The sequence below is a fragment of the Shewanella sp. SM68 genome (assembly GCF_025653925.1).
In the GTDB taxonomy this organism is placed as follows: domain Bacteria; phylum Pseudomonadota; class Gammaproteobacteria; order Enterobacterales; family Shewanellaceae; genus Shewanella; species Shewanella oncorhynchi.
The window spans coordinates 193,321-219,342 of sequence record NZ_JAKKRU010000007.1; the positions used below are offsets into that span (position 1 = coordinate 193,321).

The following is a 26,022-nucleotide window of genomic DNA, read 5'->3' on the forward strand; positions in this document are numbered from 1 at the left end:
GTACGGCAGTATCTGCCGTATCGATAAGCCATTTATGGGCAATCATTTTGCCGATTTCGGAGTAAGAGCCTATGTCTAATGTTCGTTATATCAGTAATTTAACTCGTGAAACCTATGCGTTGATTTTAGCTGGTGGGCGCGGGTCTCGCTTGCATGAACTCACGGATTGGCGTGCTAAACCTGCACTGTATTTCGGTGGTAAGTTTCGTATTATCGATTTCCCGCTCTCAAATTGTATCAACTCGGGTATTCGTCGAGTCGGGGTTGTGACTCAGTACAAGTCGCATTCTTTGATCCGCCATGTGATGCGGGGTTGGGGCCATTTTAAGAAGGAGCTGGGCGAGTCGGTGGAGATTTTACCCGCTTCACAACGCTATTCGGAAAACTGGTACCAAGGCACGGCCGATGCGGTATTTCAAAATATCGATATCATTCGCCACGAGCTGCCTAAATACGTGATGGTATTGTCTGGCGATCACGTGTATCGCATGGATTATGCTGGGTTATTAGCCGCCCATGCCGAGTCGGGTGCAGATATGACAGTTTCTTGCCTTGAAGTGCCGATTGCCGAAGCTGCGGGTTCGTTTGGGGTGATGGAAGTCGATGAAGAGATGCGCATTTTAGGCTTTGAAGAAAAGCCGCTGCAACCTAAGCATTCTCCGGGTAATCCTGAAATGTGTTTAGCATCTATGGGCAACTATGTGTTTAACACAGAGTTTTTGTTTGACCAGCTCAAGAAAGATGCCTTAAACGAAAGCTCAGATCGCGATTTTGGTAAGGATATTATTCCTGCGATCATCGAAAAACATAATGTGTTCGCCTATCCCTTTAAGAGCGCTTTCCCGAACGAGCAAGCCTATTGGCGCGATGTGGGTACGCTAGACTCTTTCTGGCAAGCGAATATGGAACTGTTATCGCCTACGCCAGCACTGAATTTGTACGATGCGAAATGGCCAATTTGGACTTTCCAAGAACAATTACCACCCGCTAAATTTGTGTTTGATGACGATGACAGACGCGGTATGGCGCTGGACTCGATTGTTTCGGGCGGTTGTATTATTTCGGGGGCGACAGTGCGCCGTAGCGTATTGTTTAACGAAGTACGCGTTTGTTCTTATTCGTTAGTTGAAGATTCAGTAGTGCTACCCGATGTAGTCGTGCTGCGCCATTGCAAAATCAAGAATGCGATACTTGACCGTGGCTGCATTATTCCCGAAGGCATGGTGATAGGTTATAACCATGATCACGACAGAGCTAAAGGCTTTAGGGTGTCCGAAAAAGGCGTGACTTTAGTGACCCGTGACATGCTAGGTTTGCCTGTAGGCTATGAATAGTGCTTTGATCATTAAAGTAAATTGATCATTAAAGTAAAAATGACTTAGGTATAGGCAGCTTAATAAAAGCTGCACAGTTGAAGTAGCGGGAGTATCCAATTAATTGAAACAACGCATTTTGATGGTCGCGGCTGAAAACGGTGCCCTTGCGGGCGCCAAGGTTGGCGGTATGGCGGATGTCATCCGTGATTTACCCGCCGCTTTGGCGGGTGTTGATTTGTGCGCCGATGTGATCATGCCAAGCTATGGCTTTTTGACTGCGGTAGCGAATCAACCCCAAGATCTGGGTGAGTTAACTGTGGCCTTTGGTGGTCGATTGGAGCGGGTGCATTTGTTTTCCATGCCCCATCCCCATGTGCCAGAGGCGATTATTTATTTGCTCGAACATGCATTATGGCAATCCGTACCTGGGCAGATTTATAGCCAAGGCAGTGCCGATCGTCCTTTCGCCGACGATGCGACTAAGTTTGCTTTCCTTTGCGCGAGCGTCGCGACAGCATTAGTTACTGGCCGAGTGCCTATGCCGACTGTGCTGCATTTACATGACTGGCATGCGGGCTGCTTAGCCATGTTAAGAGCATTCGTGCCTGAGTTCAGTGTTCTCAAAGAAATTGAGTGTGTGTTCTCTATCCACAATCTTGCACTGCAGGGGATACGTCCCTTAAGCCAAGATTCATCCTCCTTTGCGGCTTGGTTTCCCGAGCTGTTTGCCACTTTGACGCAGGGGCAAAAACAGTTAATTACCGATCCCCGTTATCCCTACTGTGTTAACCCTATGCGCATGGGCATAGTGCTGAGCGACAAAGTGCATTTAGTCTCACCCAGTTACGCCAAAGAAGTGTTGCAGCCCTCCAAACCCGAAGCGGGATTCTTTGGTGGCGAAGGGCTAGAACAAGACTTACAGGCCAAGGCCAATGACGGCAAAGTGGTGGGGATTTTAAATGGCTGTGTGTACTCAGCCGCAACCGATGTAAACCCTAAGCCAAAGGCGCGTATTCAAGTGGCGCAGTTCAAGCAACTGCTGAGTGCGGTTGAAACTGCGTTAGTGCAATGGCAGGGGCATCAAACGCAAGTGAGTGGCGTGGACATGATTGCTTTTGCCCGCACCCAAGCCCATTGGCGTCAAGCAATGGCGGAGCAAGTACCGAGTCTGCTATTGACTTCGGTGGGCCGCTTGACCGATCAAAAAGTCTTACTGCTGCGCCATCAATTGCCCTCGGGTTTATCTGTGCTTGAAACCTTACTTAAAGCATTGAAGCAAACAAAACCGACGGCGCTGCTGATTTTACTCGGCAGTGGCGATGCATCGATTGCTAAGTCTTTCCAAGCGTTAGGGGCTAAATACGATAACCTATTATTTTTGCAGGGATACAACGAGGCGTTATCCGAAGCGCTGTATCAGCATGGCGATCTATTTTTGATGCCAAGTTCCTTTGAGCCCTGTGGCATCAGTCAAATGTTGGCCATGCGCGCGGGGCAGCCATGTTTAGTGCATAGTGTAGGCGGTTTAAAGGATACTGTTGAGGATGGCGTTAATGGTTTTGCTTTTAACGGCAATAGCTTAAATGAGCAAGCCGAAGCGTTTCTGCAAAGGTTGATGCAAGCCATTGCTTGTTTCGAGGGGAAAACATGGTCACAAGTGCGTGCTGCGGCCATGGCACAGCGTTTTGACTGGCATTCTATTGCAGAGCAATATCGTCAACAACTCTATTGCAAAATGTAATGTGGTAAGTCCAAAGTGTGATGCGGCAAAGGGAATTAACGCATGATTTCTAAGTGATTCTGCTACACTTGTGGGGGAATGTTAAAATGGTATCAAGCCCCCTCATTTTTGGAGTCGCTCTCTGAGTTATGGATAAAGGTATTCTCTTTCCGTTAGTACAAAATGCGGCTTTATTGCTGGCGTTGGTCTTTTTGTACGACGTGATCCCTAAAAAACACCAGCGGCAGTATTTTTTACTGTGGCGCATCATTATTGGGATACTCATCGGTGGTATTGGTATCACTATTATGAGTACGCCTTGGGTATATTTGCCTGGCGTTTTCTTTGATACCCGTTCGGTTATTCTCTGTATTTCTGGTCTATTTTTCGGTGGTTTACCGACCTTAGTTGCTGTCGTGATGACGGCGCTGTATCGCATCAGTATCGGTGGCGCTGGTATATGGGTTGGCGTCGGCGTGATAGTGTCATCCGGTTTAATCGGGGTGATCTGGCGTCAATATCGTAAGTCTCTGTTAGCCAATATTTCAGGTGGAGAAATTTTTCTCTTTGCCTATACCGTTCATATCGTGATGTTGTTGTGGTTCTTATTTCTACCCGATGGCATAGCAATGCCATTACTCGCCAAAGTGACCCTCCCAGTATTGACCATTTTCCCGATTGCGACTTGGCTATTGAGCCGCTTGTTATCGCGACGTTTTGAATTAGAGCGTGATGAACAAATTCGTCTGCAGGATGATTTTCTTTTTAGGAGCCAATTCAACGCGGGCAATATTGGTATTGCAATAACGGGGATAGATCAAAAGTGGATAAAGGTGAATCCACGGTTATGTCAAATGCTCAAGTATTCAGAAGCTGAATTGCTACGGATGACGTGGGCACAAATTACTCATCCCGATGATTTAGAAGCGGATGCCCTGAAATTTGAGCTTATGCTGCGGGGGGATATCGATAATTACGAGATGGATAAACGTTTTATCGTTAAAGACGGTAGCGTGGTTTACACCCATATGACAGTCGCCTGTAAGCGTGGTGGTAATAATGCCGTGTTGCTTGTTATTGCTGGATATTTAGATATCACCTCACAGGCCATTGCTGACCAAGAGGTACTTGCTAGTCGTGAGCAACTCGAACTGGTGCTGAGCAGTAGCGATCTTGGGGTGTGGGATTGGGATATTCGCAATGATCGTATCGAACGTAACGCCCGCAGCGCCGATATTCTTGGCTGCGATGTTGATATGCTCAACGCTAATAGTCGCCAATGGATGGATGCGATAGTCGCCGAAGACAGGCCTAAAGTGCTGCATTCGATTGAGGCCCATATTCGTGGCGAAACGGCGCAACATAAGATGGAGTACCGCTTAAATACCGTAAACCGTAAGGTGCGGTGGATCCTTGATACGGGTAAAGTCGTGAGCAGAGATGCAAACAACAATGCTCTGCGTATGTGTGGAACCTATACCGATATTACCGACGCAAAACTTATCGAAGAATCCTTAAAGTTGTCGGCACTGGTTTACGATAACAGCTCAGAAGCCATGAGTGTCCTCGATGAAAAGGGTGTAATTATTACCGTCAATGCCGCCTTTAGTGTGATGACGGGTTATCGCGAATTTGAAGTGCGGGACCAACATATTCGGCTGCTTTATTGTGACCTCAATGGCCGTGATTTTTACACCAAAATGAATAATGATATCCGCGAGAAAGGCCAATGGCAGGGGGAAATGTGGCAGCGGCGCAAAAATGGCGAAGAATATGTCATCTGGTTAACCATCAATACGATTAATGATAAAGAAGGCCATCCCTATCGACGTGTTGCCCTGTTCTCAGACATTACCGATAAGAAGCAAAATGAGCATCTGATTTGGAAACAAGCCAACTACGATACGCTGACGGGGTTGCCCAATCGGCGCATGTTGTTGGAGTATTTAAGCAGTGAAGTGAAAAATGCCGACCGCAATCGCAACCACTTTGCCTTACTGTTCTTGGACTTAGATTTCTTTAAAGAAGTGAATGACACCTTAGGCCATGCCATGGGCGATTTACTGCTGATAGAAACCGCGAGTCGATTGAAATCCTGTGTGCGTGATGCTGACGTCGTGGCGCGTCTTGGCGGCGATGAATTTACTGTGGTGTTAAGTTCGATGGAAGACCATAAGGGGATTGAGCGCGTCGCCGAGAATATTTTGCGACGAATTGCCGAACCCTATGTGTTAGGGGAAGAAACCGCTTATATCAGCGTCAGTATCGGGATTACTTTATATCCCGATGATTCGACCAGTATTGAAGGGCTTCTCAAGCATGCGGATCAGGCTATGTATGCGGCGAAAGATCAAGGGCGTAATCGCTTCAACTATTTCACCCCATCGATGCAGGAATACGCCAAATACCGCATGCGCTTGATCCAAGACTTACGTCAAGCGGTCGTGAATAAAGAATTTGAACTGCATTATCAGCCGATTGTTGCCTTAGCAACGGGTGAAGTGACCAAGGCTGAAGCCTTGATCCGCTGGCATCATGCGGAGCATGGTGCTGTGTCGCCTGCTGAGTTTATTCCTGTGGCAGAAGACACCGGCTTGATTGTTGAAATCGGCAATTGGGTGTTCGAGCAAGCCGCTCGCCAGAGTGCGGCGTGGCGTCACGAATTAGGGGTTGAAATCCAAATCAGCGTCAATAAATCCCCAATTCAATTTCGTGATGAAGGCACGCTGCTCAATGATTGGTTGAAGTTATTGCAAGATCTTAATATTACAGGTGCGGGAGTCTGTGTTGAAATTACCGAAGGCCTGTTATTGGATGCCAGTATGGGTGTAACCGAAAAACTACTGGCCTACCGCGATGCGGGTGTGCAAGTGTCGCTGGACGATTTTGGTACTGGCTATTCGTCACTCGCCTATTTGAAAAAGTTTGACATTGATTATCTTAAAATTGATCAATCTTTTACCCGCCATATCGATACCGATTCAAACGATCAAATTCTCTGCGAGGCGATTATCGTGATGGCCCACAAGTTGGGAATGAAGGTGATTGCCGAAGGTGTCGAAACCGATGCGCAGCGGCTAGTCTTGTTGGCTGCAGGCTGTGACTACGGCCAAGGTTACTTGTTCTCAAGACCTGTTCCTGCGGGTGAATTTAGCCAAAAATACTTACAGGATCCGCTTTTAGTCTCCCATGTCTGAGGAGATATTAACTTAGTGGCGATAATTGCCTATAAAAACGCCGCGGATTTTGCTAGACTCCGCGGCCCCGCGTTGGGGCATTGAGTATCACCTCGCATCAAAGTTTTACTACTTAGCTAAAGAGTCCCTATGAAATTTGAAACACTCGGTTTATCTTCTCCTATTTTGAATGCGATAACTGAGTGTGGCTATCAGCAACTCACTCAAGTGCAAGAGAAAGTGATCCCGCTTGCCTTTGAAGGCAAAGACATTATGGCCTGCGCCCAAACGGGTACAGGTAAGACGGCTTCCTTTGCTCTGCCTGTACTTGAAAAGTTGGCGGCTGAGTCTTTAACAAGCGACAGCAATGATAAACCGATTTTACGCGCGTTGGTGATGACGCCAACCCGCGAACTCGCGATCCAAGTCTGCGAAAATATCCAGAAATACAGCCAGTTCCTGCCACTGAAAACCTTAGCGGTTTACGGCGGCGCCAATATGAATCCCCAGCGTAAAGGGGTAGAGCAGGGCGTTGATATTTTGGTGGCAACTCCTGGTCGCTTATTCGACATTATCGGCCAATTCCAGTTAGATTTGTCGAGCGTCACGACCTTAGTGATCGACGAAGCCGACCGTATGTTAGACATGGGTTTTGTGCGCGACATTGAAAAAGTGAAACGCTTAATTGCGCCGCAGCATCAAACCATGTTGTTTTCAGCGACCTATAGCGATGCCGTCAAACAACTCGCCGAGAAAATGCTGAATGAACCTCAGTGGGTGAATGTTGCTGACACGACTACCGCATCCACAGTTGTGCAGGAAGTCTATCGCGTTGATAAACGCCGCAAAGCCGAGCTGTTGTCAGAACTCGTTGGCCGCAACAATTGGCGCCAAGTGCTGGTGTTTGCCAGCACGAAAGAAAGCGCCGAGCATTTATTACAAGAATTAAAGCTGGATGGCATAGCCGCAGGTGTATTCCACGGCGATAAAACACAAGGCGCCCGTAATCGGGTGTTGGAAGAGTTTAAAGCCGGTAAATTGCGGGTGCTGGTGGCGACCGATGTGGCCGCTCGTGGTTTAGACATTCATGCCTTGCCTATGGTGATCAACCTTGAATTACCTTTCCTTGCCGAAGATTATATCCATCGTATTGGTCGTACAGGTCGTGCAGGATTAACGGGTCGCGCGATTTCGTTCGTGTCACCTTCTGACGATGAAATGCTCGCTGAAATTGAAGCCTTGATTGAGCAGAAACTGCCCGTGTCGGTACAACCGGGTTATGAAGAAGGCACGCCTTTGCCTGCCCGTTACCGTGATGCGCCTGCGGCACCGATTAAGCCGATTGGAAAGTGGAGCCATAAGGCGCCGCAGGATCGTACTATTGGTCAGTCTCGTCAGGGTAAGTACGCGAAAGGTAAAGCGCAGGATAGCAAAACCAGTGCCGATAAATCCTCTAGCCGTGCTAAGCCAGCTTCTGGCTTAGGTAAGCCGTTTAATGCGACTAAACCTAAGTCGAATTTGGTGAGCAATAAGTCAGGTTTTGGCTCTCGCACCAATAAGTCAAAATAGGCTAAGTCAAAATAAGCTAAGCCCAACAATCAAGGCTAATAAGTGCAAAGTGCCTATTAGTTTAGCCGTCTAACGGTTGCCTAGTTTGTTGATTTGACTGTTGAATAGTCAGTTGCATATTTTGCTACATAGCCTGTCGCGATTCTAAAAGCGCATCCTCACCGATGCGCTTTTTGTTGAGCTTCAAAGCCAATACTTCTACACTCGAGCGCTAAGCTTTCTATTCGAGCGAGTTTCCTTATGATTATCAAAGCGATTCCCACCAATATCATTACAGGTTTTTTAGGTGTAGGTAAAACCTCTCTGATTAAGCAATTGCTGGCGACTAAACCCGCGGATGAAATTTGGGCAGTGCTGGTCAATGAATTCGGTGAGGTCGGCATTGATGCGGGGTTACTTAATTCCTCCGATAACGGCATACAAATTCGTGAGGTTGCGGGTGGCTGTATGTGCTGCGCCGCGGGCGTACCGACACAAGTGGCCATCAATCAGTTGATTGCGAAAGCGAAACCTGACCGCTTATTGATTGAACCGACTGGGCTTGGGCATCCTAATGAAATCATTAAAGTACTGAGTGCGCCCCATTATCAGAATGTGATTTCACTGCGTAGCACCCTATGTTTGGTGGACGCGCGTAAGATCCACGATCCTCGCTATCGCGAACATGCAAATTTTATTCAACAGTTGCAAGTGGCCGATGTGATCATCGCAACTAAGTCTGACTTGTATGATGCTGAAAATACTAAGTTACTCTATGAATTGCAGACTTATTTAAGCCATATTGAACGTACTGATATTCCTGTAGTGAGCCACTCTAATCAACAGCCTTTACCTAGCGCTTTGCTGGACTATCTTAACCAACTAAGGCGCGTGTCACTCAATATAAATGGGCATGCTAGCGCTGGCCTAAAGCTGGGCAGCCTACCGACGACGGCCCCAAGCTTGTTTCGTGCTGGTGGTTCTCGCTTGAGTGAGTTGAGCCTCTTTGCCGAAGGTGCAATCGAAGCCGCACTTGATTTTGATGATCGCGGTATAGTGCGAAAGCAGAATCAAGGTGAAGGTTGTTTTAGCTGCGGCTGGGTGTTTGAACCGAGTCAAGAATTTGATTTTGATAAATTAATGAATTTTATTCAGCGGCAAGCTCAGTCATCCAACGTTGGGCAAGTGTTGCTTAGATTAAAGGCCGTGATGATCACTACTGATGGAATTGCGGGATTTAACTGGATTGACCATGAGTTTACTGTGGTTGAACTCGATGACACCTTAGATTCCAGACTAGAAATGATTACCATGGACGACGTCAATTGGAACGAGATTGAGCTGCAGTTGATTGCTTGTCTTAGCTAACAGAGTTCCCCATCACTCTTTATTACAGGTGTGAGCATAGGTAAGAGGGGTCAGATTTGGTGGGAATAGTAAGGCCGGCTCAGTAAGGCAAGGTCACGCGGTATTTTTGGCCGAGTGTCGTGAGTGTGCCATTTTGGATCATCTCCTCGAAGAAGCTGTCAAAACGAATTCTTAGCGGATCAAATTTAGCTTGTTTCGGAAAAGCCATAAAGCCGTCTCGCACATCGATTATCGGCATGATTGGCGTAATTGCTTTAGGGATTTTGATTTGGGCGAGCACTGCATTGGTATTGCGACTATTGGTGGCGAGTAAATCTAAATCACCCCGCGAAAGCCGTTCTATGCCACTTTTAATATCGACAAATTCATTGATATTTAATGATTTAGTTTGTTCAGTAAACCGTGTGCCATAACTCCAACCCTGCATTTTTCCAATCCGTTGCGTTTTAATACTGGCATAGTCGCCATTCCACACTATTTCATTGTCTGCCCGAGCATAAAACACCATATCATCGCGGTAAAATGCCTTCGCCGCAAAAACCAAGTTGGCATTACGTTCTGGGGTATCGTAGGGACCAATAAGAATATCCGCTTGGCCACGTTCAACCATAGAGATAGCGCGGCGCCATGGGGTAATTTGATAGTGAATGTTCACACTTTGCTGCTGGGCGAAGCGATTCAAAATATCGACACCTAAGCCGGTATATTCGCCATTGGCTTGTAGTTCAAAAATTTGACTGAAACTCGAACCCACTGCGAGCAGATCTTTGGCCTGTGCAGTCAAGCAAAGGCTGCTGAGCACCAAAAGGACGACTTGTGCAAAGCCTTTGCTGAGTATCATGGCATTCCTTGTGTGGTTTGAATGCGGAAGGTTAGAACACTGTCTCTCGTAAAAGCGGCGATATCGTTATGCAATTCACTAGGGTTAAGGTTAGCAAATTTTACTCAGATTTGATTGCACGTTAACATTTTAATGTTTTGAAATAAATGGAAGATTAATCGTAAGGGCATTAAGCCGTTGATCTTCAATCGATACATCATCCTATCCCTCAGCCTGCTTAGTTACGCCTAAAAGTTTCAATTTGTATCGTTTGTAAGTGAGAATGAGAAATGTATTTTCGTTATGCGTTTAAATCAGTTAAGGCCGAATAAAGGGGATTGCGGTATGCTCTGCCATTGATTGATTTATACGCCAATGCTGGGCGGTTTATTTGAGCGGGATGTTATGAAGCTGCAGGAAATAGATAAAACCTTGTATCGTAAAAATATGAATTTATTCATTGTGATTCTAGTTGTTAGCTTAGTCGTGTTATCGCTGATTTTTGGTACTGGACTCATTGCGCTGTTTGGGGCGACGCCTGTGCCAGGTGAGCCTACAGGTAATTTCCATTTGAATCTCTTAGGGGTGATTTTCAGTCTGGGTCTGTGTAGCGCAGTGATTTACAACTTGAAGGATAAATCCTTCTTCAGCGAAATTTATTATGTGTGGCAATTAAAGCAACTCCATAATCGTATCTATCGCAAGTTGATAAAGATTAAAGCCGCTGCGGCGCAAAATGATGTGAATGCTTTGATTATATTGCTGTTTTATTACACTAGTTTAAGGCAAGTGTATGAGCTCGATGACAATACGCTAACCTTGCCGGCGCTGACTCAAGATCTCAATCGTTTGAATGCACAAATCGAAAGCCTAGGCTTATTGCTGTCGCCCGAACAATTTACGCCTGAGTTGCTGACAAGATCTTTCTGATACTGATGAGGTAAGATGAGGATCGCTCCTCACCTTGCCATCATCTAGCCCTTATCTTGTCTTTGTCGTCCTTGCCCAGAATGAGGTCAGCGAGTTTCACTTAGGCGGCTTGCTGGGCTCTTTGTAGTGTGAGTAACCACTTACCATAGATGTAAATCCCTACCGCTGAGATAGTCCCTATGGCGGCGATGATGTACCACGCCATGCCAATGTTATGGCTGTGGTATAGCAGTTGGGTGAGATCGTGTGCGTTTTCACCTGTGTAACTCACCAAAGTGGTAAAGGCTTCACCTTGGGGAATGGCGCTGACCTCAGTGCTGTTCATGCCGCGCTCTAGCAATAAATCCCGCGAAAACAATTCCTTTGATGCATAAATCTCGTAGAGTTTAGGGCCAAAGTAGCCTTCTAATCCCCAGCCGATCCCTTGGGGCAACATCACAAATCCCAAGTACATGGCTTTTTTGCCTTCGGGAGCAATATTACCCATAAACTCGTTTTTCTTCGGGCTAATCATCATTTCGCCAATGGAGAACATGGCAATCGCGAATACGATAAACCATGCCGCATGGAAAGCACCGATAAACACAAAAGCTAAAATACTCAGCAAACAACCAATAAACATGGCGGTAGTGATACGGTATTTAGCCGTCAGTGCCGCGACGATAAAACAGCAGGTCATGATCAGGCCCGCATTAAGGTTGAGCATGCCTTCGGGCATCACCTTAGTGCCTTCGTTATTGAGGCCAAGCCAAAATTGCAGAATGCCGTTACTGGTGCCTTCGCTGCCAAAGAGGGAGGTGACGATTACGCTGGTATCGACCCATTCGGAAATATGGATAGGCAGCACATCGAATAAGGCATTGAACAAGAACCAAAATCCTGAAAAAACGAGCATATAGTAGATTACAATCGGCTTTTTCAACTCGCGCCAAGCATCACGCCACAGGGATTCTTGTTCGACTTCACCTGATTTTATTTGCTTATTGCGTTCCAGTCGCTCGGCTTTACCTGGCTCGGTATAGGTGAGTAAGAATAAGAAGTTGAGTGAAATAATCGCGGCGCAGGCGAAAAATACATTGTCCCACGACAATTGGCGCATATGCACGGCAACTAAGGGTCCGAGGAAACCGCCAATGTTTACAACTTGGTAAAAAATGCCCCAAGCCATTGAAGTGTTATTGCGATTAGTGGACAGCACTAAGGTGCCTTGAATGCCCGGTTTAAATATCCCTGTGCCTATGGCAAGGAGTAATGCACCGACAAGGAAGCCCCAAAAGCTGGGGAAGAATGCCATGACGAGATAGCCAAAGATTTTAATGATGGTGGAGCCGAAGATGGTTTCTTTGTAGCCCACTCGGTCAGACATGCCACCAGTGAACACGGGCACAAAGGTTTGCATGATCGCCCAGAGGGAAATAATAATGCCGTAGTCACTTAGGCTGATCCCAAGGCCGCCCGCAGACTCTGGCGCTTTAGCGTACAATCCAGCACTGGCTTTAACACCGTAGTAGGCGATACGCTCGACTAACTCCATACCACCAACTAACCAAAACACATAACCTAAGCTAGTAATGGAGGCCCACATGCCGAGCTGTTTGACTTCTCGCAGATCGTTGCCTGCATTTGGACTATTCTGACTCATGTCCTTCCCTTATTATTGTTATTGAATTTATTTCTGTTTAACCCATTAATTATCAAAAACTTAAATTTATAAAGTTAATGATTTCATCTTGCTTAAATACGTTAATGGGCTTGCTTGAACGGATACTTTACCTAATTCGGCCTTAAACACCAAAAAAGTAGCAGAAAATGATGAATTAACCCACATCTGTTATTGAACTGTACTGAGTTTGTCATTTGGCTGAAATTGGACTGTTTCTGCTTAAGTCATTGTGATGATTAATCTTTATTGTTAATTATTCACAATGAACATGCTTTGAGTTCTCGCTATTTTTAGGTACAATCCATTGTCGCATTTTTGTTCACCCGATCATTTTTCTAGATAGATACGACTCTAGCCCCCCTTTTTGTGAGAAACGCTAATGACAGCAACAACATCTAATCATGCTCCTGCGGATATGAGCTTGCTCGAGGAGCCGATTGCGAAGCTTTTTTGGCGCTATACCATACCCACCATAGCCTCTATGTTGGTCACGGGCGTATATGTGACAATTGATGGCATCTTTGTTGGCCACTATTTAGGTGAAACAGGGCTGGCGGGGATGATGCTAGCTTACCCTGTGGGCGCGATTTTATACGCTATTGGCGCCATGATAGGTATGGGTAGTGCGGCATTAGTGTCAATCAATCTTGGCCAAGGTAATGTAGTCAAGGCCCGTAAACTACTGGGTAATGCCTTTACGTTATGTTTATTAACGGGATGCTTTTTTGCCCTTGTTGGTGGGATATTTTCGCGAGATATTTTGGTTGCTCTCGGGGCGCAAGGGGAGATGCTCGAAAACGCTAACGAATACTTATTCTGGTATTTTGCACTGTGTCATTTTCCCATAATTTCAATGACCTTCACCACACTGCTGCGTAATGATGGCAGGCCATCCATGGTGACTTGGGTGCTGATTTTGGGTGGTGTATTAAACACTTTCTTAGACTGGCTGTTTATTGTGGTTTTCCCCTTTGGTTTAGCAGGTGCTGCGATTGCGACTATGTTGTCGCAGGCGGTAACGGGGCTTTTGTGTTTGCAGCATTTTTTCAGTCCGCGCACTCAGCTTAAAATCACTTTTGAGCAGATGAAGCTCAAGCTCGATAATTGCCTTAATATAGCCCGCGTTGGTTTCCCCAGCTTTTTGATGAATCTCTATTTATCGATAGTATTAACCCTACACAACACAGCTTTTTTATGGGTGGGCGGCCCCTTACACGTGGCAGCCTATGGTGTGGTGAGTTACACAGAAGCATTCTTCTATCTGATTTTTGAGGGCATTGCGCTTGGTACTCAACCTATTTATAGCTTTAACGCGGGAGCTGGGCGTTTTGACAGGGTTAAACAAGCGCGCAATATTGCTTTTGGTATGACGTTACTCACCGCAGCTTTAGGTTTAGCGCTGATTTATTCTCGCCCTGAATGGTTAGTGTATTTGTTTGCCGGTGATAATCCGAATTTAACACCAGTGGCGATTGAAGGTATGCGCTGGTATTTTTGGGGCTTGCCTATGGAAGGCTTAATCTTAGTCGGTGCGAGTTTCTTCCAAGCGATTAACTGTTCGAAACAAGCTTCTATGCTGACGGGCGCTAAGCTTATTCTTATCGCTGCGATCATCTACTGCTTTGCCTGGGCGTTCGGCGTGATTGGTGTGTGGGTGTCGCTCGCGACCTGTAGCACAATCTTGACCATATGGATGTTTTACGCCATGAAGCGAGTCGAGGCTCGTTTGCATTAATCCTTGCTTTGGGTTGTATTGGTTTCGCCTGATTTATTGACAAGACAAGGGACGAGGCAAGTAACCTGTAGCTGGGGCATAAGTGTTTAGTTTTACGTAAATTTTACAATTGGGGCGATTAATGGCCCCGATTGTAATTGCCCACATATCTTTCGTCGTTAAACATGACTTAGGGCTAGCGTGGGATGATGGCCTCTGGTACATTTCGCTGGTTTAATCTGCAATCAAAAATGACTTATCCAAGCGTGCTCTTAAGTCGAGGCTATAGTCCTCAATTAATAGACTGAGTTCGCTTAGGCTTTTGGGTCGATTGATCGTTGATATGACTGGGTATTGAGCTGAATGACTCGCTCGTTGATTTTAGTAATTTATGTTTTATGAGGCCCTTATGCGCACCACTGCAGTCATTTCTATGCTGTTGCTTGGCGTGTTAACGACAGTTAATGCCAGTGCCAAAGAGAATGAGTTAGTGTTTGCCAGCGACTTCGAAGGCAATCGTTTATCTCAACCTTGGTCGTGGATCATGGGTTGTCAATTTGAAGGCGCTGAACCTCACACAGGTGAAAGTGCGCTGCTTTGCGTCGAAGGCAATAGCAGTATCGTCAGTAAGTACCCTATTTCTGAAGCGGGTCTATTAGAGTTTTGGGTCAAAACCCAGAATACTCAAACCCAATATCGAATCAATGTATTGACCTCTCCGGTATTAAAGCTCGATGCCCAGTGGCAGCATGTTGCTTTAATCGATATCACCCCTGGGGCTAACGAATATTTAGCACACCGAGTGTCTATTGATGATCCGAGTCGCCAATATATCCGTCTTGATATTGAGGCCATTAATGGCCCTATCAGTTTGGACGATTTGAGCTTAGGTAAAATTCGCCTTGATATGGCCCTGCAAAAAAATGAGCAGAAAATTATCGGCGGGATTTTAGATAAGCTGAAAGCTGATAAGAATTACGAAGTGCAGTCTGAGTCATTTCGTACTTTAGGTAAAAATTATGCCGCTCAGCTCGAGAGCCAAAGACAATACCTCGAGTACTCGAATGCTATTTATTCAAGTATCACCTTTGTGTTGGCGACGTCTGAGCGCAATAAAATGTCTAACCCTATGGGATATAACACCTTTAGGTCGGTTTTAACTGACGCTAAACGTGTGGCATCGCCTCTCCAACAGGCGCGTTTAGGCTCTATGGTGAAACCCTTTGGTGACTTAGCTACTGCCACCTTAAACGTGGTCAGTGCCGGTGCGTATTCCGCCTTTGCCGAACCCTTTAAGTCATTCTTAGCTGCGACTTTTGATCGCTCTAATTATGACAACAGTGACTTAAGCCGTAGTGATAAAAAGTTTGCTGAAGAAAATGGCCTGAAAATTTATCAGCAGGCCGAACGGTTTATGTCTGAAATCGAAAAAGAACTGCAACAAGTCACTGCACTCGACAATGATTTAGTCAGTATGCAGAAGAACTTAGATAATTTCCGTAAGGATCTCGACAAGCATCTGCGCAGTTACTTACAGCATGCCAGTATTGCCCGTACACCTGAAAATTACAGCCGAGTGATGAGTAAAGACGAGCAGGCACGCGCGCTGGTGATTGCCGAGGCGAGTGCCAATATCAGTGCTAAAGCTGAAGCGCTATTGGCTTCGAACAGCAATGCAGAGTTAGTGCAGTACATGATTAAAACCACTGAGAAGATTGATGAATTTCAAGAGTTCAAGGAACGTTTTAATCAGATCACTTCGGCCATGCTGACCTTCTACGACAAATTTGAGCGCTCAATTGCCGCCGAGCAAAACCCCTTTACCGATCCTAGCGACCGCGCCGTGTGGGAGCAGCACGCCAAAAGCGCCCGTAACTACATTCGCCAGTCGAAAGAAGCATTCACCAAAGCGTTTATGTAGCTTATTTCGTTAGAGCTTGTTGATATGTCGGTGGGAGTTTTACTTAGCATTAAGTTAGGTATTAAAAGTCATCGTAATCAGCTTGAGCATTGAACTCTCACACTAAAATGGCAGCGTAGGTCTCTCTTCGCTGCCATTTTTAATCTCTATATGGGCTGTTTGTAGTGGTACAGTTAAACGCCAAAGGCAATTTGTCGATAATAATGGCGAAGAACAATTTAACGTTATGAATTCTATGATGAATAATACTAAATGGCGCGAATGTATGACGCTGTTAGCTTCTAGCTCTGTGTATTTGCAGCTGCAGTTGGTAGGTGAAGAGGATTTTCCTCTCGATTATGAAGTATCAAATCAAGTGTTATTCGAGATCATGGCTGCTGATTGTCTGTTTGTGCAAAGGCGTATTAGCTATAAATCCATTTATGCTATTAGAATTGCCAAAACCGTTTTTCCTTCCGGCTTGACTGATACCAATTTATTTCTCCTTACTGAGTTAAAAATCAGATTACAGCAACTTGGCCAGTTCCCCCTAACTGAAGACGATAAGTTTATTTTTATTCATGGTTATCATGACTTAATGATTTGTTGAACCCATAGAGTCTTCTAATGTTTGCTTCCTGTTAATTCTTTTTCTAAGCCACCCATCAATTCTTTCTCTGAGCCACCCATTATTAATTATTGTGAATTTGATGGTGCTTCTTGGTGAGTCACCAAATTAGCAACTAGGCTTAGTGTCTGTTTCCCCGCACAAGGAGTGTGATGATGCCACAGCCAAGGAGAACTCAAGTCAGTTTGGAAGATACGCCCTTTTATCACTGCTGTAGTCGAGTAGTCAGACGTGCCTATTTGTGTGGTGAAGACCTTTTCTCAGGTAAAAATTACGACCATAGACGCGAGTGGGTAGAGCAGCAATTACTTAAACTGGCTCAGGTCTTTGCTATTGATGTTGCAGCATATGCAGTGATGAGCAACCATCTGTACTTGGTACTCTGTGTGGATATTTACCAAGCCAATCAATGGAGTGATAGAGAAGTGCTTGAGCATTGGCATCAAGTATTTAAAGGCACTGAATTAACACAACAATTTGTCAAAGGGCACATTGTTGAAGCCCATGACGTGGCTAACCTTAAACACCATATCGCCCTATATCGCAGTCGCTTAAGTGATATCTCTTGGTTTATGCGAGCGTTAAATGAACCTATAGCCCGTAAGGCAAATCAAGAGGATAACTGCACAGGACGCTTCTGGGAGGGCCGTTTTAAATCCCAAGCCCTACTCGATGAGGCGGCAGTACTCGCATGTATGACCTATGTTGACCTCAACCCTATTCGCGCTCAACTAGCCACAACACCAGCAACCTCGGATTTCACCAGTATTCAACGGCGTATCCGCGCGGCACTCGCAGGCAAACAACCTCAAACATTATTGCCCTTTATCGGTAATGAGCGGGACAATATGTCTAAAGGGCTGCACTTTGATTTACAAGATTATCTGCAGCTGGTCGACGATACAGGCAGAATTATTCGCGATGATAAATGCGGGAGTATCAGTTCGAACAGTGCTAGCTTACTGAGTCGCCTTAATATTCCACCTGAGCATTGGCTTAAGCTCACTCACCATTTCGGGCAGCTATTTAAAGGTCCCGTGGGTACTTTGCAAGAGCTCACTTGTTACTGCGAACACCTTGAAAAGCGACGAAGGCATTATCGACACAGCTGCCAGCATTTAATGGCAAGCTGACCGAAGCAGAGATAATTTAGTGTTCAAATTGATTAATCCACCGCAGTGGAGAATATGGCTCGAACTTAATTCATCCAATTTCAGCTAACTATCGGCAAATTAATACAAAACGACCAAAAAACCTCGAAAATGTGACTTTCAACCTCAGTAAAAATACCTTTAGTAAATGCGACTTAGGTGTTGTAGGCTATGTTTTATATCATGGGTGGCTTGGAAATCCTGTCGCATCATGGGTAGCTTGGAAATCGGCTCCAAAATACAAACAGGCTTTAATAACGCAACCTTCTACTTCTAACGTCCATTAAAAATGGGATGATTACCTCCCCATGACAATTGGCTCAAGTCCACTACTGAGTTTGGAAAGTTAAAGGGTCTGAGGAAAGTTAACTCAGACCCTAATAAGTACTCGGTTAAAGCGGTGGCCAAATAGAGTTGACCGTTGAATGAGTCTATTTCGGAGGATAAGGGTTACACTGGCTTACAACACACACCATATCTTAAGTTCGCTCTGCGATGGAGTTCATAGACTTCACAACCTAACAATGGCTCAGTTCTATTAAGAACTGCGCCAAAACGCTCAAAGTAGTCTTCATTAACTTGTTTTGCACTGATAAGTGGTACTTCAATACTGACATCTACACGACCTTTACGTATCAACGCTGGGTCAAGATTATCAGGATGATTTGTGGTCATTATTACAAGGCAGTCATCAAGAGGAATGATTCCGTCTAACGCGTTTAGAACGCCACCTAAAGTGAGTGGTGGGTTATCTACATTGCTTTCAGCAGTTCGTGATACCGTAGCCTTTACACAGTCACAGTCCTCTATTAACAACATAGCTCTGGGCGGTACCTTTCTAATCGCCTTATGAATAGTGGCATCATTTACAGTCGAAAGATTCAATATGTATAGATCGCGATGATACTCAACAGCTAAGGCTCTCGCTATACCCGTCTTACCAGTACCCGTTTTTCCATGTAACAGTATGGTTAGCTTACTTACAACCGATTTCCCTCTACTTGCGAAGTTATCAACTTCTCCCATCAACTTCTGCTTAAACTCTTCATCTAGCACTAATTCACTAAAACCCGATGATTTCAATGTGCCATAGCGACACCATTCGGTTTCTTCGAAAATATTCACTTTTGGCTCAGTAGAGATGTCTCCACGAGTATCTTCTAAAAAACTGTATAGTTTATCTTTTGCCCACCATGGTGCACTTACAGTAATAGTATCGTATGCCATTGTACTATCGACCTTAGCTCGGGTAGCCAACATGAAACAACCAGCGTATTTAAACAGGTGTATACCGTAGCCGATAGACTTAACACTGACACGCCCGTCGTAACTCACACTATAGTCATAGTACACAGCCTCAGAGATAGAGCGTGAAAAAAACGGAATAGTAGTATTACTGATCAAAAAGGACAGTTTATTGAATACCTCTGTGCGCGCCTGATGACTATCGTCTATAGTGAGCCGCACAAACAGCAGACTACTGAGCCAACTTAACAGCTTCGCGGGGACATCTTTTAGCATATAGCCTACGAGTCCAATTAACGTTAATGTTAATACTCCAACAATGACAGCCGTCAATAAAGGATCACCATTGGTGAGCGCCTTTATTTGTAGTAATACCTCGTTCATTTACTCACCTTTACTATAAATGCCTCATGGACATAATCGAGAATACTATCAACTGAGTCGAGGATACTACCAAGGTATCCTCAGTATGTGCGCTATCGCACGTGGTTAAAGCGGATCCCCTGCTTATCACTAACGATTGCCTTAGAACGTAGTAATATCACAATTTAAATCAACATCTTAATGTTGGGTTTATATTTAAGCGTCACTAACGTACGCAGATAAATATCAGAGATGGCGCCGTTCATCAAAGAGCAGGACGGGGCGACCCTGCATCCACGGATTGACTTGAACAACATCCGTGTTTAACTGCCAGTTCGCCATCTGATAGGCAGGACGCCTGAATGTCGTGCAATGCAGGGATGCATGAGAACGACCATGGCTCTCGTTCATAAGCTTAAAACCCTAGGTTTCTATTCACCGAGTCGGCGAGTAAATGCCATGGCAAGCCTGTAAACTGTTAGTCAATAAACGTTAATTGGTAAGCTGTGTTAGTGGTTTATCAGCCTACAAATCATATATTATTCAGCGAAGTCTCAATAAGAAAGCCGCTAATGAAGGCGGCTTTTGTGTTTCGATTATTCCATAACCTTTGAATTTTCTTGGTTACATTAAATCTCGAGGCATTAGAGCAAATACACGTTCAAGCTGCAGGCGCCGTGGGCGCCGACGACGAGGGCTTGTTCGATATCGGCGGTTTTTGATGGACCCGCGATAAATACCCCGAACTCACCTGAGGCTAACGTGATTTCTTTAGCTGCCTGATGTAGGGTCGGCACAATCTTATTCGTTGGCAGGGCTAAGATCAGATTTTCACAGATAAAAGGTGTCACTCTGTGGCCTAGATTCTTATTGTTAACCCAAATGGCACCGTTTTCGGCAACGCCAATGTCACCTGGGATCACTGCATAATCTATGTTTTTGAGCTCGTGGGCAGTGGGTGGCATTTCACGGTTTGCCGTGACACCCTCTACAAGGGAGGTGACCTGTAACCCTTGGGCGATCAGTTCATCGACTTTGGCTTGCAGGGCTTTGATGCCGCCTTCTTTATGCAGCGTACCCGCGACAGTATTGAGGTTGGTCTCGAACTGGCCGACGAGATTTTCGACTCTTGGCGTCACATCTATGCTTGGCATAGGATGATTTGTTAAGGCCGACAGTTTGAGCGCATTGAGAATTTCAAGTTTACTAGACATCTTATAGGCTCCTGTGTTTCTTAAACCAAGCTTCGAAGCTGGAGTTCGGGGCAACGGGCAGTTCACGGTATTTACCCCATGCACCGCTAAAGGGTTTTAACAGACTACCCGGTAGAATGCGCAGCGCAGTTCTCGCCACACTCATAGAGCAGTTCAGCATGGTTTCGCTTGCCATAAATTTACCCACTAATGGCATGTAACTGTTTTTGCCATAGGGGAGTTTTCCGGCTTCAGCCTTAAGGCGTCTGTGGTGGAAAATAATCTTATCGAGCGGCACCTTAGTTGGGCAGATATAGGTACAGCTGCCACACAAGGTACAGGCCCAGGCAATCGAGTTAGTGTCATCAATCTTAGCGCCCACTGCGATACCAATTGGGCCAGGGATGGTGTAGTTGTAGCTGTAACCGCCGGAGCGACGATACACAGGACAGGTATTGAGGCAACCACCACAACGAATACACTTCAATGATTCTGCGAGGATTTTATCCTTGAGCATCTCAGTGCGGCCATTGTCGACGATAATAATGTGCATCTCACCTTCGGGCTGTGGGCCACGGTAAAAGGCGCTATAAGTCGTGACAGGTTGGCCTGTGGCGTTGCGTGCCAGTGTGCGCAGTAAAACGGCTGCGCTATCAATATCGGGCACCACTTTGTCGATCCCCATTGAATGCAACTGCAACTTAGGCAGGTTAGCACCCATGTCGGCATTGCCTTCGTTCGTGCAGACCACCACGGCGCCTTTATCGGCAATCGCCATGTTCACGCCTGTCATCGCGGCATCGGCGCTAAGGAACTGTTCACGCAGGTGGGCACGGGCGGCGCGGGTTAAATACAAGGGATCGGATCCCCCCGCTTTAGTGCCGAGTTTTTCATGGAAGAGTTCGCCGACTTCTTCTTTCTTCATATGGATCGCGGGCACGACTATGTGTGATGGCGGCATTTTAGCGAGCTGAATAATCCGCTCACCTAAGTCGGTATCTATGACCTCAATGCCACGTTGTTCTAAGTACGGATTGAGGTGACATTCTTCGGTCAGCATAGACTTAGACTTCACCAACTTTTTGACTTTATGGCGGGATAAAATGTCATGCACGATACGATTATGCTCTGCGCCATCTTTCGCCCAATGGACTTGTATGCCGTTGGCGATACAGTTTTGTTCAAAGGTTTCAAGATATTGAGCAAGATGGGTTAGCGTGTGGAGCTTAATTTCTGAGCCAAGCTGACGCAGTTGTTCCCATTCTGGGATGCTACCCGCGGCGCGGTCGCGTTTTTCTCTGAGCATCCATAGCGCTTTTGAATGCCAGTCGACACGGGTTTCGTCGCGGCAAAAAATATCGGCTTTATGGGCATGGACTTGGGAGCCATTAGCTCCGTGATTATGATTGTAAGCCATGGTGAGTCTCCTAGAGCGCGGCGTTTAGCACTTGCGCTATGTGGCGAATTTCAATCGGCAATTGCTGTCTGCGGATCATGCCATCGAGGTGCAACAGGCATGAAGGATCAAAACCCACCACATACTCAGCACCCGTTGCGGCGTGGGCTTGGGCCTTGTCTTTGCCCATTTTGGCTGACACTGCGCCTTCATCGACGGCGAAGGTGCCACCAAAGCCGCAGCATTCGTCACGGCGGTCTGGATACACTATGTCTATGCCTGCAATATTGGCCAATACAGCTTCGACTTTGTTGAATCTTGGCCCCATTTGCTCACTTGGGGTGGCAAGGCTTAACATGCGAATGCCATGGCAACTCAGTTGCAAGCTTACCTTGTGCGCGAAGGGCTTGGTAAAGGCGGGGATCGGCGCGATATCGTGTAAAAACTCTGTGAGTTCATAGAGTTTGTTGATCACAGCTTGTGCTTCTGGGCTGCTATCAAACTCGTGGAAGTTTTCTTTGGCGGCCACTAAACAAGAGGCGGCAGGGCAAACAATAGCGTCGCATTCCACTCCTTTAAAGGCGTTGAGCAATTTAAGGGTGGTACTGCGTGCTGCATCGAAGCAACCCGAGTTTGTCATCGGCTGGCCACAGCATGTTTGACCCGCGGGTAGAATCACTTGGTGCCCGAGTTTCTCTAATAATTCCAAGGTGGCGATCGCGACCTCTGGCATCATTTGATTGACTAGACACGGGATGAAAAGGGCGATTTTCATTGTGTTTTCTCTTTCTTGTTAGTGAACGACATTGCCTTGCTGTGCGACCCCAAAGTCCACACAAATGCTAAGGTAGTTGATCAAATATAGGCCTATCTATGCGGAATAAGTAGCCTTAATTTAGTAAATGAGCTTGTAGATTTTTGCAAAAATGAGAATATTTTAACTTGCTGATTAAATTGATTTTAAAATGTATTTATTCAGGTTTGAAATTCTCAAAAAATACTTAATGACAAATAAATGAGAATAGTTCGCTTATATAAACAAACGGGGCTAAAAATAGCCCCGTTGTTTACTACTGACATACCAGATTAGCGGCTGCACTCTTCGAGCAGATAAGCTAAGTGGCGGTAGGAAATGCCGCTGTGTTGGGTCAAACCGACTTCGCACATACGGTTGGCGTAATAGCCTTCCTTAATCTCGACAGGAATGAGCTTTTTGATATTACGCAGTGCGCTGGCGTTGATTTCAGGCTTATACAAGCCTTTTTCACCCGCGTAACCGCAGCAGTCAATTCCTGCAGGTTTGAGCACTTGCGCAGAGCAGGCATCGGCGATTGCTTGCATCTTAGGCTCGAGTTTCATCTTGCGTGCGCTACAACCTAAGTGCAGTGCCACATTGACTTTTTTGCTGATGTTGAGCTTAGTCAGTAGCTTGTCGTGCATAAACTCAACTAAGTCGATAATTTGTACTTTTGGATTACCTGACAAAGTGCGGTAGGTGCAAGACAAGGCATCGACGATCACTGGCAGCTTGCCACCATTGGTCATCTTGCTCACTGCATCGATAAGTTCTTGGCGTTTGGCATCGGCGTTTTTAAAGTCGCCCTTAGATTCCCACATCTGGCCGCAACATAAATCGCGGGTTTTTTCTGGCGTGATAACGTTATAGCCAGCACGTTCCAGCAGCGTGACGACCACCTCTGGCAAAGTGCGGTTATCGGGATCTTTTGGCGTCGGACCAAAGGTTCTGCCGCCGCAGGCTGGGAAGTAAACCACTGTTTCTTGGCCAACTTTAGCGGGGGATGGTTTTGGCAATTTGCCGCCTTTCGGGAAATCGGGGTTCCAATAAGGCACTTCTTTTGAAATCAAACGGCCGGTTTTCATTAGGGCACTGGTAATGTTGTCGCCAGTGATCTTGTGGATCACGCCAAGCATGTCAAAACCTGAACTGATAACCTGGTTAACTGCGCCAAAGTGTTTGGCTTGGAAATCTAAGACTTTTTGTTCAGTAGTGCTGATGTACGGCGTGCGCAGTTTACGCACCAGTTGGCCCATGCTGTTATCCACTGGGCAAGCAATAGTACAAAGCTGGCAGGCGGCACAGGTATCAACTACATCGTATTTAGCGGCGGCGCGCATTTCTGCTGCGGCGGCTTTATCACCGGATTGTTCTAAACGTTCGATTTCACGCAGAGTCGCAATACGCTGACGAGGTGAGAAGTTGAGTGCCGATGTTGGACAGGTTTTTTCACAGAAACCACATTCGATACACTTATCAACAAAATCATCGACCACAGGGCAGGGCTTGATGTTTTTAACGTGGACATTGCTATCGTCGTTAAGAATAACGCCTGGGTTTAGAATACCCTGTGGATCAAATACTTGTTTGATGCTCTTCATCAAAGTGTAAGCATCTTGTCCCCATTCTTTTTCGACGAACGGCGCGACAGCACGGCCAGTACCATGCTCGGCTTTCATTGAACCGTCGTACTTGTTAATCACCATGTCGGCAATATCATCCATAAAGGCATGGAAACGATCGATATCAGCTTGAGTCGAGAAGGTGGGGGTAATGATAAAGTGGAAGTTCCCCGCAAGAGCATGGCCATAAATACAGCCTTCAGGGTAACCATGTTTATGGAAAAGCTCAGTGATATCGTGCGCCGCAGCAGCAAGGTGCTCTAGTTCAAAGGCCACGTCTTCGATGATAACTGAGGTTCCCTTTGGACGCTCACCACCTACAATCGGGAACAAGCCTTTGCGCATTGCCCAGTATTTGTCATAAACCGCTGGATTAGTACTAAATTCCATTGGGCGGATAAAGTCAAAACCGGCGAGTTTCGCGGTGACATCTTGAGTATAATTTTCTAAGGTTTTGTCGTCATCAGCACGGGATTCTATCAGTAGAATTGCGGATAGGGCCGGTAATTCTGATAACCAATCTGGCATGCCTGGCTTGCCCGTTACTGCTTTGATTGATGGCCAATCAAGGAGTTCAGCAGCAGAAACGCTTTCACCGTTTATCAGTGGTATGGCTCGTGCGGCATCTTCCATATTATGGAATACGGCCATAGCAGAGGCTTTAAATTTAGCTTCATTCACTGTGTGATAAGTGACTTCATTAATAAAGGCTAAGGTGCCTTCCATCCCCACCATTAAGTGGTTGATGATGTCAAATGGGTCGGTAAAATCGAGTAACGAATTGATGCCGTAGCCGGTGGTATTTTTAATGGAATACTTTTTACGAATTCTGTCCGCTAACACTGTGTTATGGCGAGTCATGTGCGACAGTTCTGTCAGCGCATCCAGTATTTTTCCATGGGATTTAACAAAGGCAGCTTTTGATTTTTCACAGCCTGTATCGAGTTCAGTACCATCTGCAAAAAGAAGTTTCGCGGAAGCGATAGTTTGGTAACTGTTTTGCGCAGTACCACAGCACATTCCCGAAGCATTGTTTGCCACAATACCACCAATTTTGGCGGAGCCTATGGTGGCGGGATCGGGACCAATTTTGCGGTTAAGCGGCGCGAGTACGGCGTTAGCGTCGGAACCAATGACAGCAGCACCTAAGGTGATCTGTTTGGCATCGCTACTGACTTCAATCTTTCTAAAACCATCATGGCCAAGGATCAACAAAATACCTTCACCGATAGCTTGGCCAGATAAACTGGTTCCTGCGGCCCTAAACGTGACGGGTGCATCATGTTTACGGGCAACGGCTAATGTGAGCTTTACCTGTTCTAGGGTTTCTGCATGGACAACCACTTCTGGGACTATCCTGAAGTAGCTTGCATCGGTGGACCAGGCAAAACGGCGAACGGGATCATCCGTCACGGGATGATCACCTAATTGCGTTCTTAGATCATCGATGACCAGTTTATAGTTAATCGACAT

General features: G+C 46.0%; 17 protein-coding genes. 10 read left to right on the top strand and 7 right to left on the bottom strand.

From position 1 onward, the window contains the following. Positions 1-71: 71 nt before the first annotated feature. From glgC to L5M40_RS13325, 5 genes are all read left to right on the top strand, one after another. A complete protein-coding gene (gene glgC / locus L5M40_RS13305) occupies positions 72-1,334 on the top strand; it encodes a glucose-1-phosphate adenylyltransferase (protein WP_006085131.1) in 1,263 nt (420 codons plus the stop codon). Positions 1,335-1,437: 103 nt separating this feature from the next. Next, complete coding sequence (locus L5M40_RS13310; protein ID WP_263176724.1) at positions 1,438-3,057, top strand: glycogen synthase; 1,620 nt, start codon at positions 1,438-1,440, stop codon at positions 3,055-3,057. A gap of 128 nt (positions 3,058-3,185) precedes the next feature. Then, the gene (locus L5M40_RS13315) at positions 3,186-6,233 is read left to right on the top strand and encodes an EAL domain-containing protein (protein WP_263176725.1); all 3,048 of its coding nucleotides are present in this window, start codon (positions 3,186-3,188) and stop codon (positions 6,231-6,233) included. Between the two features lie 129 nt (positions 6,234-6,362). Then, the gene (locus L5M40_RS13320; protein WP_263140384.1) at positions 6,363-7,781 is read left to right on the top strand and encodes a DEAD/DEAH box helicase; all 1,419 of its coding nucleotides are present in this window, start codon (positions 6,363-6,365) and stop codon (positions 7,779-7,781) included. 240 nt (positions 7,782-8,021) lie between these two features. Continuing rightward, positions 8,022-9,128 (top strand): CobW family GTP-binding protein, encoded by a 1,107-nt coding sequence (locus tag L5M40_RS13325; RefSeq protein WP_263256754.1) that lies wholly within the window; start codon positions 8,022-8,024, stop codon positions 9,126-9,128. 79 nt (positions 9,129-9,207) lie between these two features. On the opposite strand, the gene L5M40_RS13330 is transcribed toward L5M40_RS13325, so the two are convergent. Beyond that, complete coding sequence (locus L5M40_RS13330) at positions 9,208-9,969, bottom strand: substrate-binding periplasmic protein (RefSeq protein WP_263140379.1); 762 nt, start codon at positions 9,967-9,969, stop codon at positions 9,208-9,210. Positions 9,970-10,353: 384 nt separating this feature from the next. Here L5M40_RS13330 and L5M40_RS13335 point away from each other — a divergent pair, with 384 nt between their 5' ends. Further along, positions 10,354-10,878: a DUF3087 domain-containing protein gene (locus tag L5M40_RS13335; RefSeq protein ID WP_219250127.1), complete on the top strand. Its 525-nt coding sequence runs from the start codon at positions 10,354-10,356 to the stop codon at positions 10,876-10,878. 100 nt (positions 10,879-10,978) lie between these two features. Here the strand turns inward: L5M40_RS13335 and L5M40_RS13340 are convergent, their stop codons facing one another. Then, positions 10,979-12,520, bottom strand: a complete 1,542-nt coding sequence (locus L5M40_RS13340) for an MFS transporter (RefSeq protein WP_028760700.1) — start codon at positions 12,518-12,520, stop codon at positions 10,979-10,981. 400 nt (positions 12,521-12,920) lie between these two features. On the opposite strand from L5M40_RS13340, the gene L5M40_RS13345 reads away from it, so the two are divergent. From L5M40_RS13345 to L5M40_RS13360, 4 genes are all read left to right on the top strand, one after another. Next, the gene (locus tag L5M40_RS13345; RefSeq protein ID WP_028760699.1) at positions 12,921-14,276 is read left to right on the top strand and encodes an MATE family efflux transporter; all 1,356 of its coding nucleotides are present in this window, start codon (positions 12,921-12,923) and stop codon (positions 14,274-14,276) included. A 388-nt stretch (positions 14,277-14,664) separates the two neighbouring features. Next, complete coding sequence (locus tag L5M40_RS13350) at positions 14,665-16,176, top strand: hypothetical protein (protein WP_113941018.1); 1,512 nt, start codon at positions 14,665-14,667, stop codon at positions 16,174-16,176. A 265-nt stretch (positions 16,177-16,441) separates the two neighbouring features. Further along, positions 16,442-16,765 carry a hypothetical protein gene (locus L5M40_RS13355; protein ID WP_263256756.1) on the top strand — a complete coding sequence of 108 codons (324 nt, stop codon included), beginning with the start codon at positions 16,442-16,444 and terminating at the stop codon, positions 16,763-16,765. Positions 16,766-16,938: 173 nt separating this feature from the next. After that, complete coding sequence (locus tag L5M40_RS13360; protein ID WP_263256765.1) at positions 16,939-17,916, top strand: transposase; 978 nt, start codon at positions 16,939-16,941, stop codon at positions 17,914-17,916. A gap of 468 nt (positions 17,917-18,384) precedes the next feature. On the opposite strand, the gene L5M40_RS13365 is transcribed toward L5M40_RS13360, so the two are convergent. From L5M40_RS13365 to L5M40_RS13385, 5 genes are all read right to left on the bottom strand, one after another. Further along, on the bottom strand, positions 18,385-19,563 hold the full coding sequence (locus L5M40_RS13365) for an AAA family ATPase (RefSeq protein ID WP_263256757.1): 1,179 nt from the start codon (positions 19,561-19,563) through the stop codon (positions 18,385-18,387). 623 nt (positions 19,564-20,186) lie between these two features. Next, the gene (locus L5M40_RS13370) at positions 20,187-20,756 is read right to left on the bottom strand and encodes a lactate utilization protein C (protein ID WP_263256759.1); all 570 of its coding nucleotides are present in this window, start codon (positions 20,754-20,756) and stop codon (positions 20,187-20,189) included. A gap of 1 nt (position 20,757) precedes the next feature. Next, positions 20,758-22,152 (bottom strand): lactate utilization protein B, encoded by a 1,395-nt coding sequence (locus L5M40_RS13375; protein WP_168823309.1) that lies wholly within the window; start codon positions 22,150-22,152, stop codon positions 20,758-20,760. A 10-nt stretch (positions 22,153-22,162) separates the two neighbouring features. Then, a complete protein-coding gene (locus tag L5M40_RS13380) occupies positions 22,163-22,906 on the bottom strand; it encodes a (Fe-S)-binding protein (RefSeq protein ID WP_006085148.1) in 744 nt (247 codons plus the stop codon). 311 nt (positions 22,907-23,217) lie between these two features. Then, positions 23,218-26,022, bottom strand: a complete 2,805-nt coding sequence (locus tag L5M40_RS13385; RefSeq protein WP_113941023.1) for an FAD-binding and (Fe-S)-binding domain-containing protein — start codon at positions 26,020-26,022, stop codon at positions 23,218-23,220.

What these genes read in the sequence shown, in the direction of transcription:
- glgC (WP_006085131.1), top strand. Translation starts at nt 72, where the DNA reads ATGTCTAATGTTCGTTATATCAGTAATTTAACTCGTGAAACCTATGCG.
- L5M40_RS13315 (WP_263176725.1), top strand. Translation starts at nt 3,186, where the DNA reads ATGGATAAAGGTATTCTCTTTCCGTTAGTACAAAATGCGGCTTTATTG.
- L5M40_RS13320 (WP_263140384.1), top strand. Translation starts at nt 6,363, where the DNA reads ATGAAATTTGAAACACTCGGTTTATCTTCTCCTATTTTGAATGCGATA.
- L5M40_RS13325 (WP_263256754.1), top strand. Translation starts at nt 8,022, where the DNA reads ATGATTATCAAAGCGATTCCCACCAATATCATTACAGGTTTTTTAGGT.
- L5M40_RS13330 (WP_263140379.1), bottom strand. Translation starts at nt 9,969, where the DNA reads ATGATACTCAGCAAAGGCTTTGCACAAGTCGTCCTTTTGGTGCTCAGC.
- L5M40_RS13335 (WP_219250127.1), top strand. Translation starts at nt 10,354, where the DNA reads ATGAAGCTGCAGGAAATAGATAAAACCTTGTATCGTAAAAATATGAAT.
- L5M40_RS13340 (WP_028760700.1), bottom strand. Translation starts at nt 12,520, where the DNA reads ATGAGTCAGAATAGTCCAAATGCAGGCAACGATCTGCGAGAAGTCAAA.
- L5M40_RS13345 (WP_028760699.1), top strand. Translation starts at nt 12,921, where the DNA reads ATGACAGCAACAACATCTAATCATGCTCCTGCGGATATGAGCTTGCTC.
- L5M40_RS13350 (WP_113941018.1), top strand. Translation starts at nt 14,665, where the DNA reads ATGCGCACCACTGCAGTCATTTCTATGCTGTTGCTTGGCGTGTTAACG.
- L5M40_RS13355 (WP_263256756.1), top strand. Translation starts at nt 16,442, where the DNA reads ATGACGCTGTTAGCTTCTAGCTCTGTGTATTTGCAGCTGCAGTTGGTA.
- L5M40_RS13360 (WP_263256765.1), top strand. Translation starts at nt 16,939, where the DNA reads ATGCCACAGCCAAGGAGAACTCAAGTCAGTTTGGAAGATACGCCCTTT.
- L5M40_RS13365 (WP_263256757.1), bottom strand. Translation starts at nt 19,563, where the DNA reads ATGAACGAGGTATTACTACAAATAAAGGCGCTCACCAATGGTGATCCT.
- L5M40_RS13370 (WP_263256759.1), bottom strand. Translation starts at nt 20,756, where the DNA reads ATGTCTAGTAAACTTGAAATTCTCAATGCGCTCAAACTGTCGGCCTTA.
- L5M40_RS13375 (WP_168823309.1), bottom strand. Translation starts at nt 22,152, where the DNA reads ATGGCTTACAATCATAATCACGGAGCTAATGGCTCCCAAGTCCATGCC.
- L5M40_RS13380 (WP_006085148.1), bottom strand. Translation starts at nt 22,906, where the DNA reads ATGAAAATCGCCCTTTTCATCCCGTGTCTAGTCAATCAAATGATGCCA.
- L5M40_RS13385 (WP_113941023.1), bottom strand. Translation starts at nt 26,022, where the DNA reads ATGTCGATTAACTATAAACTGGTCATCGATGATCTAAGAACGCAATTA.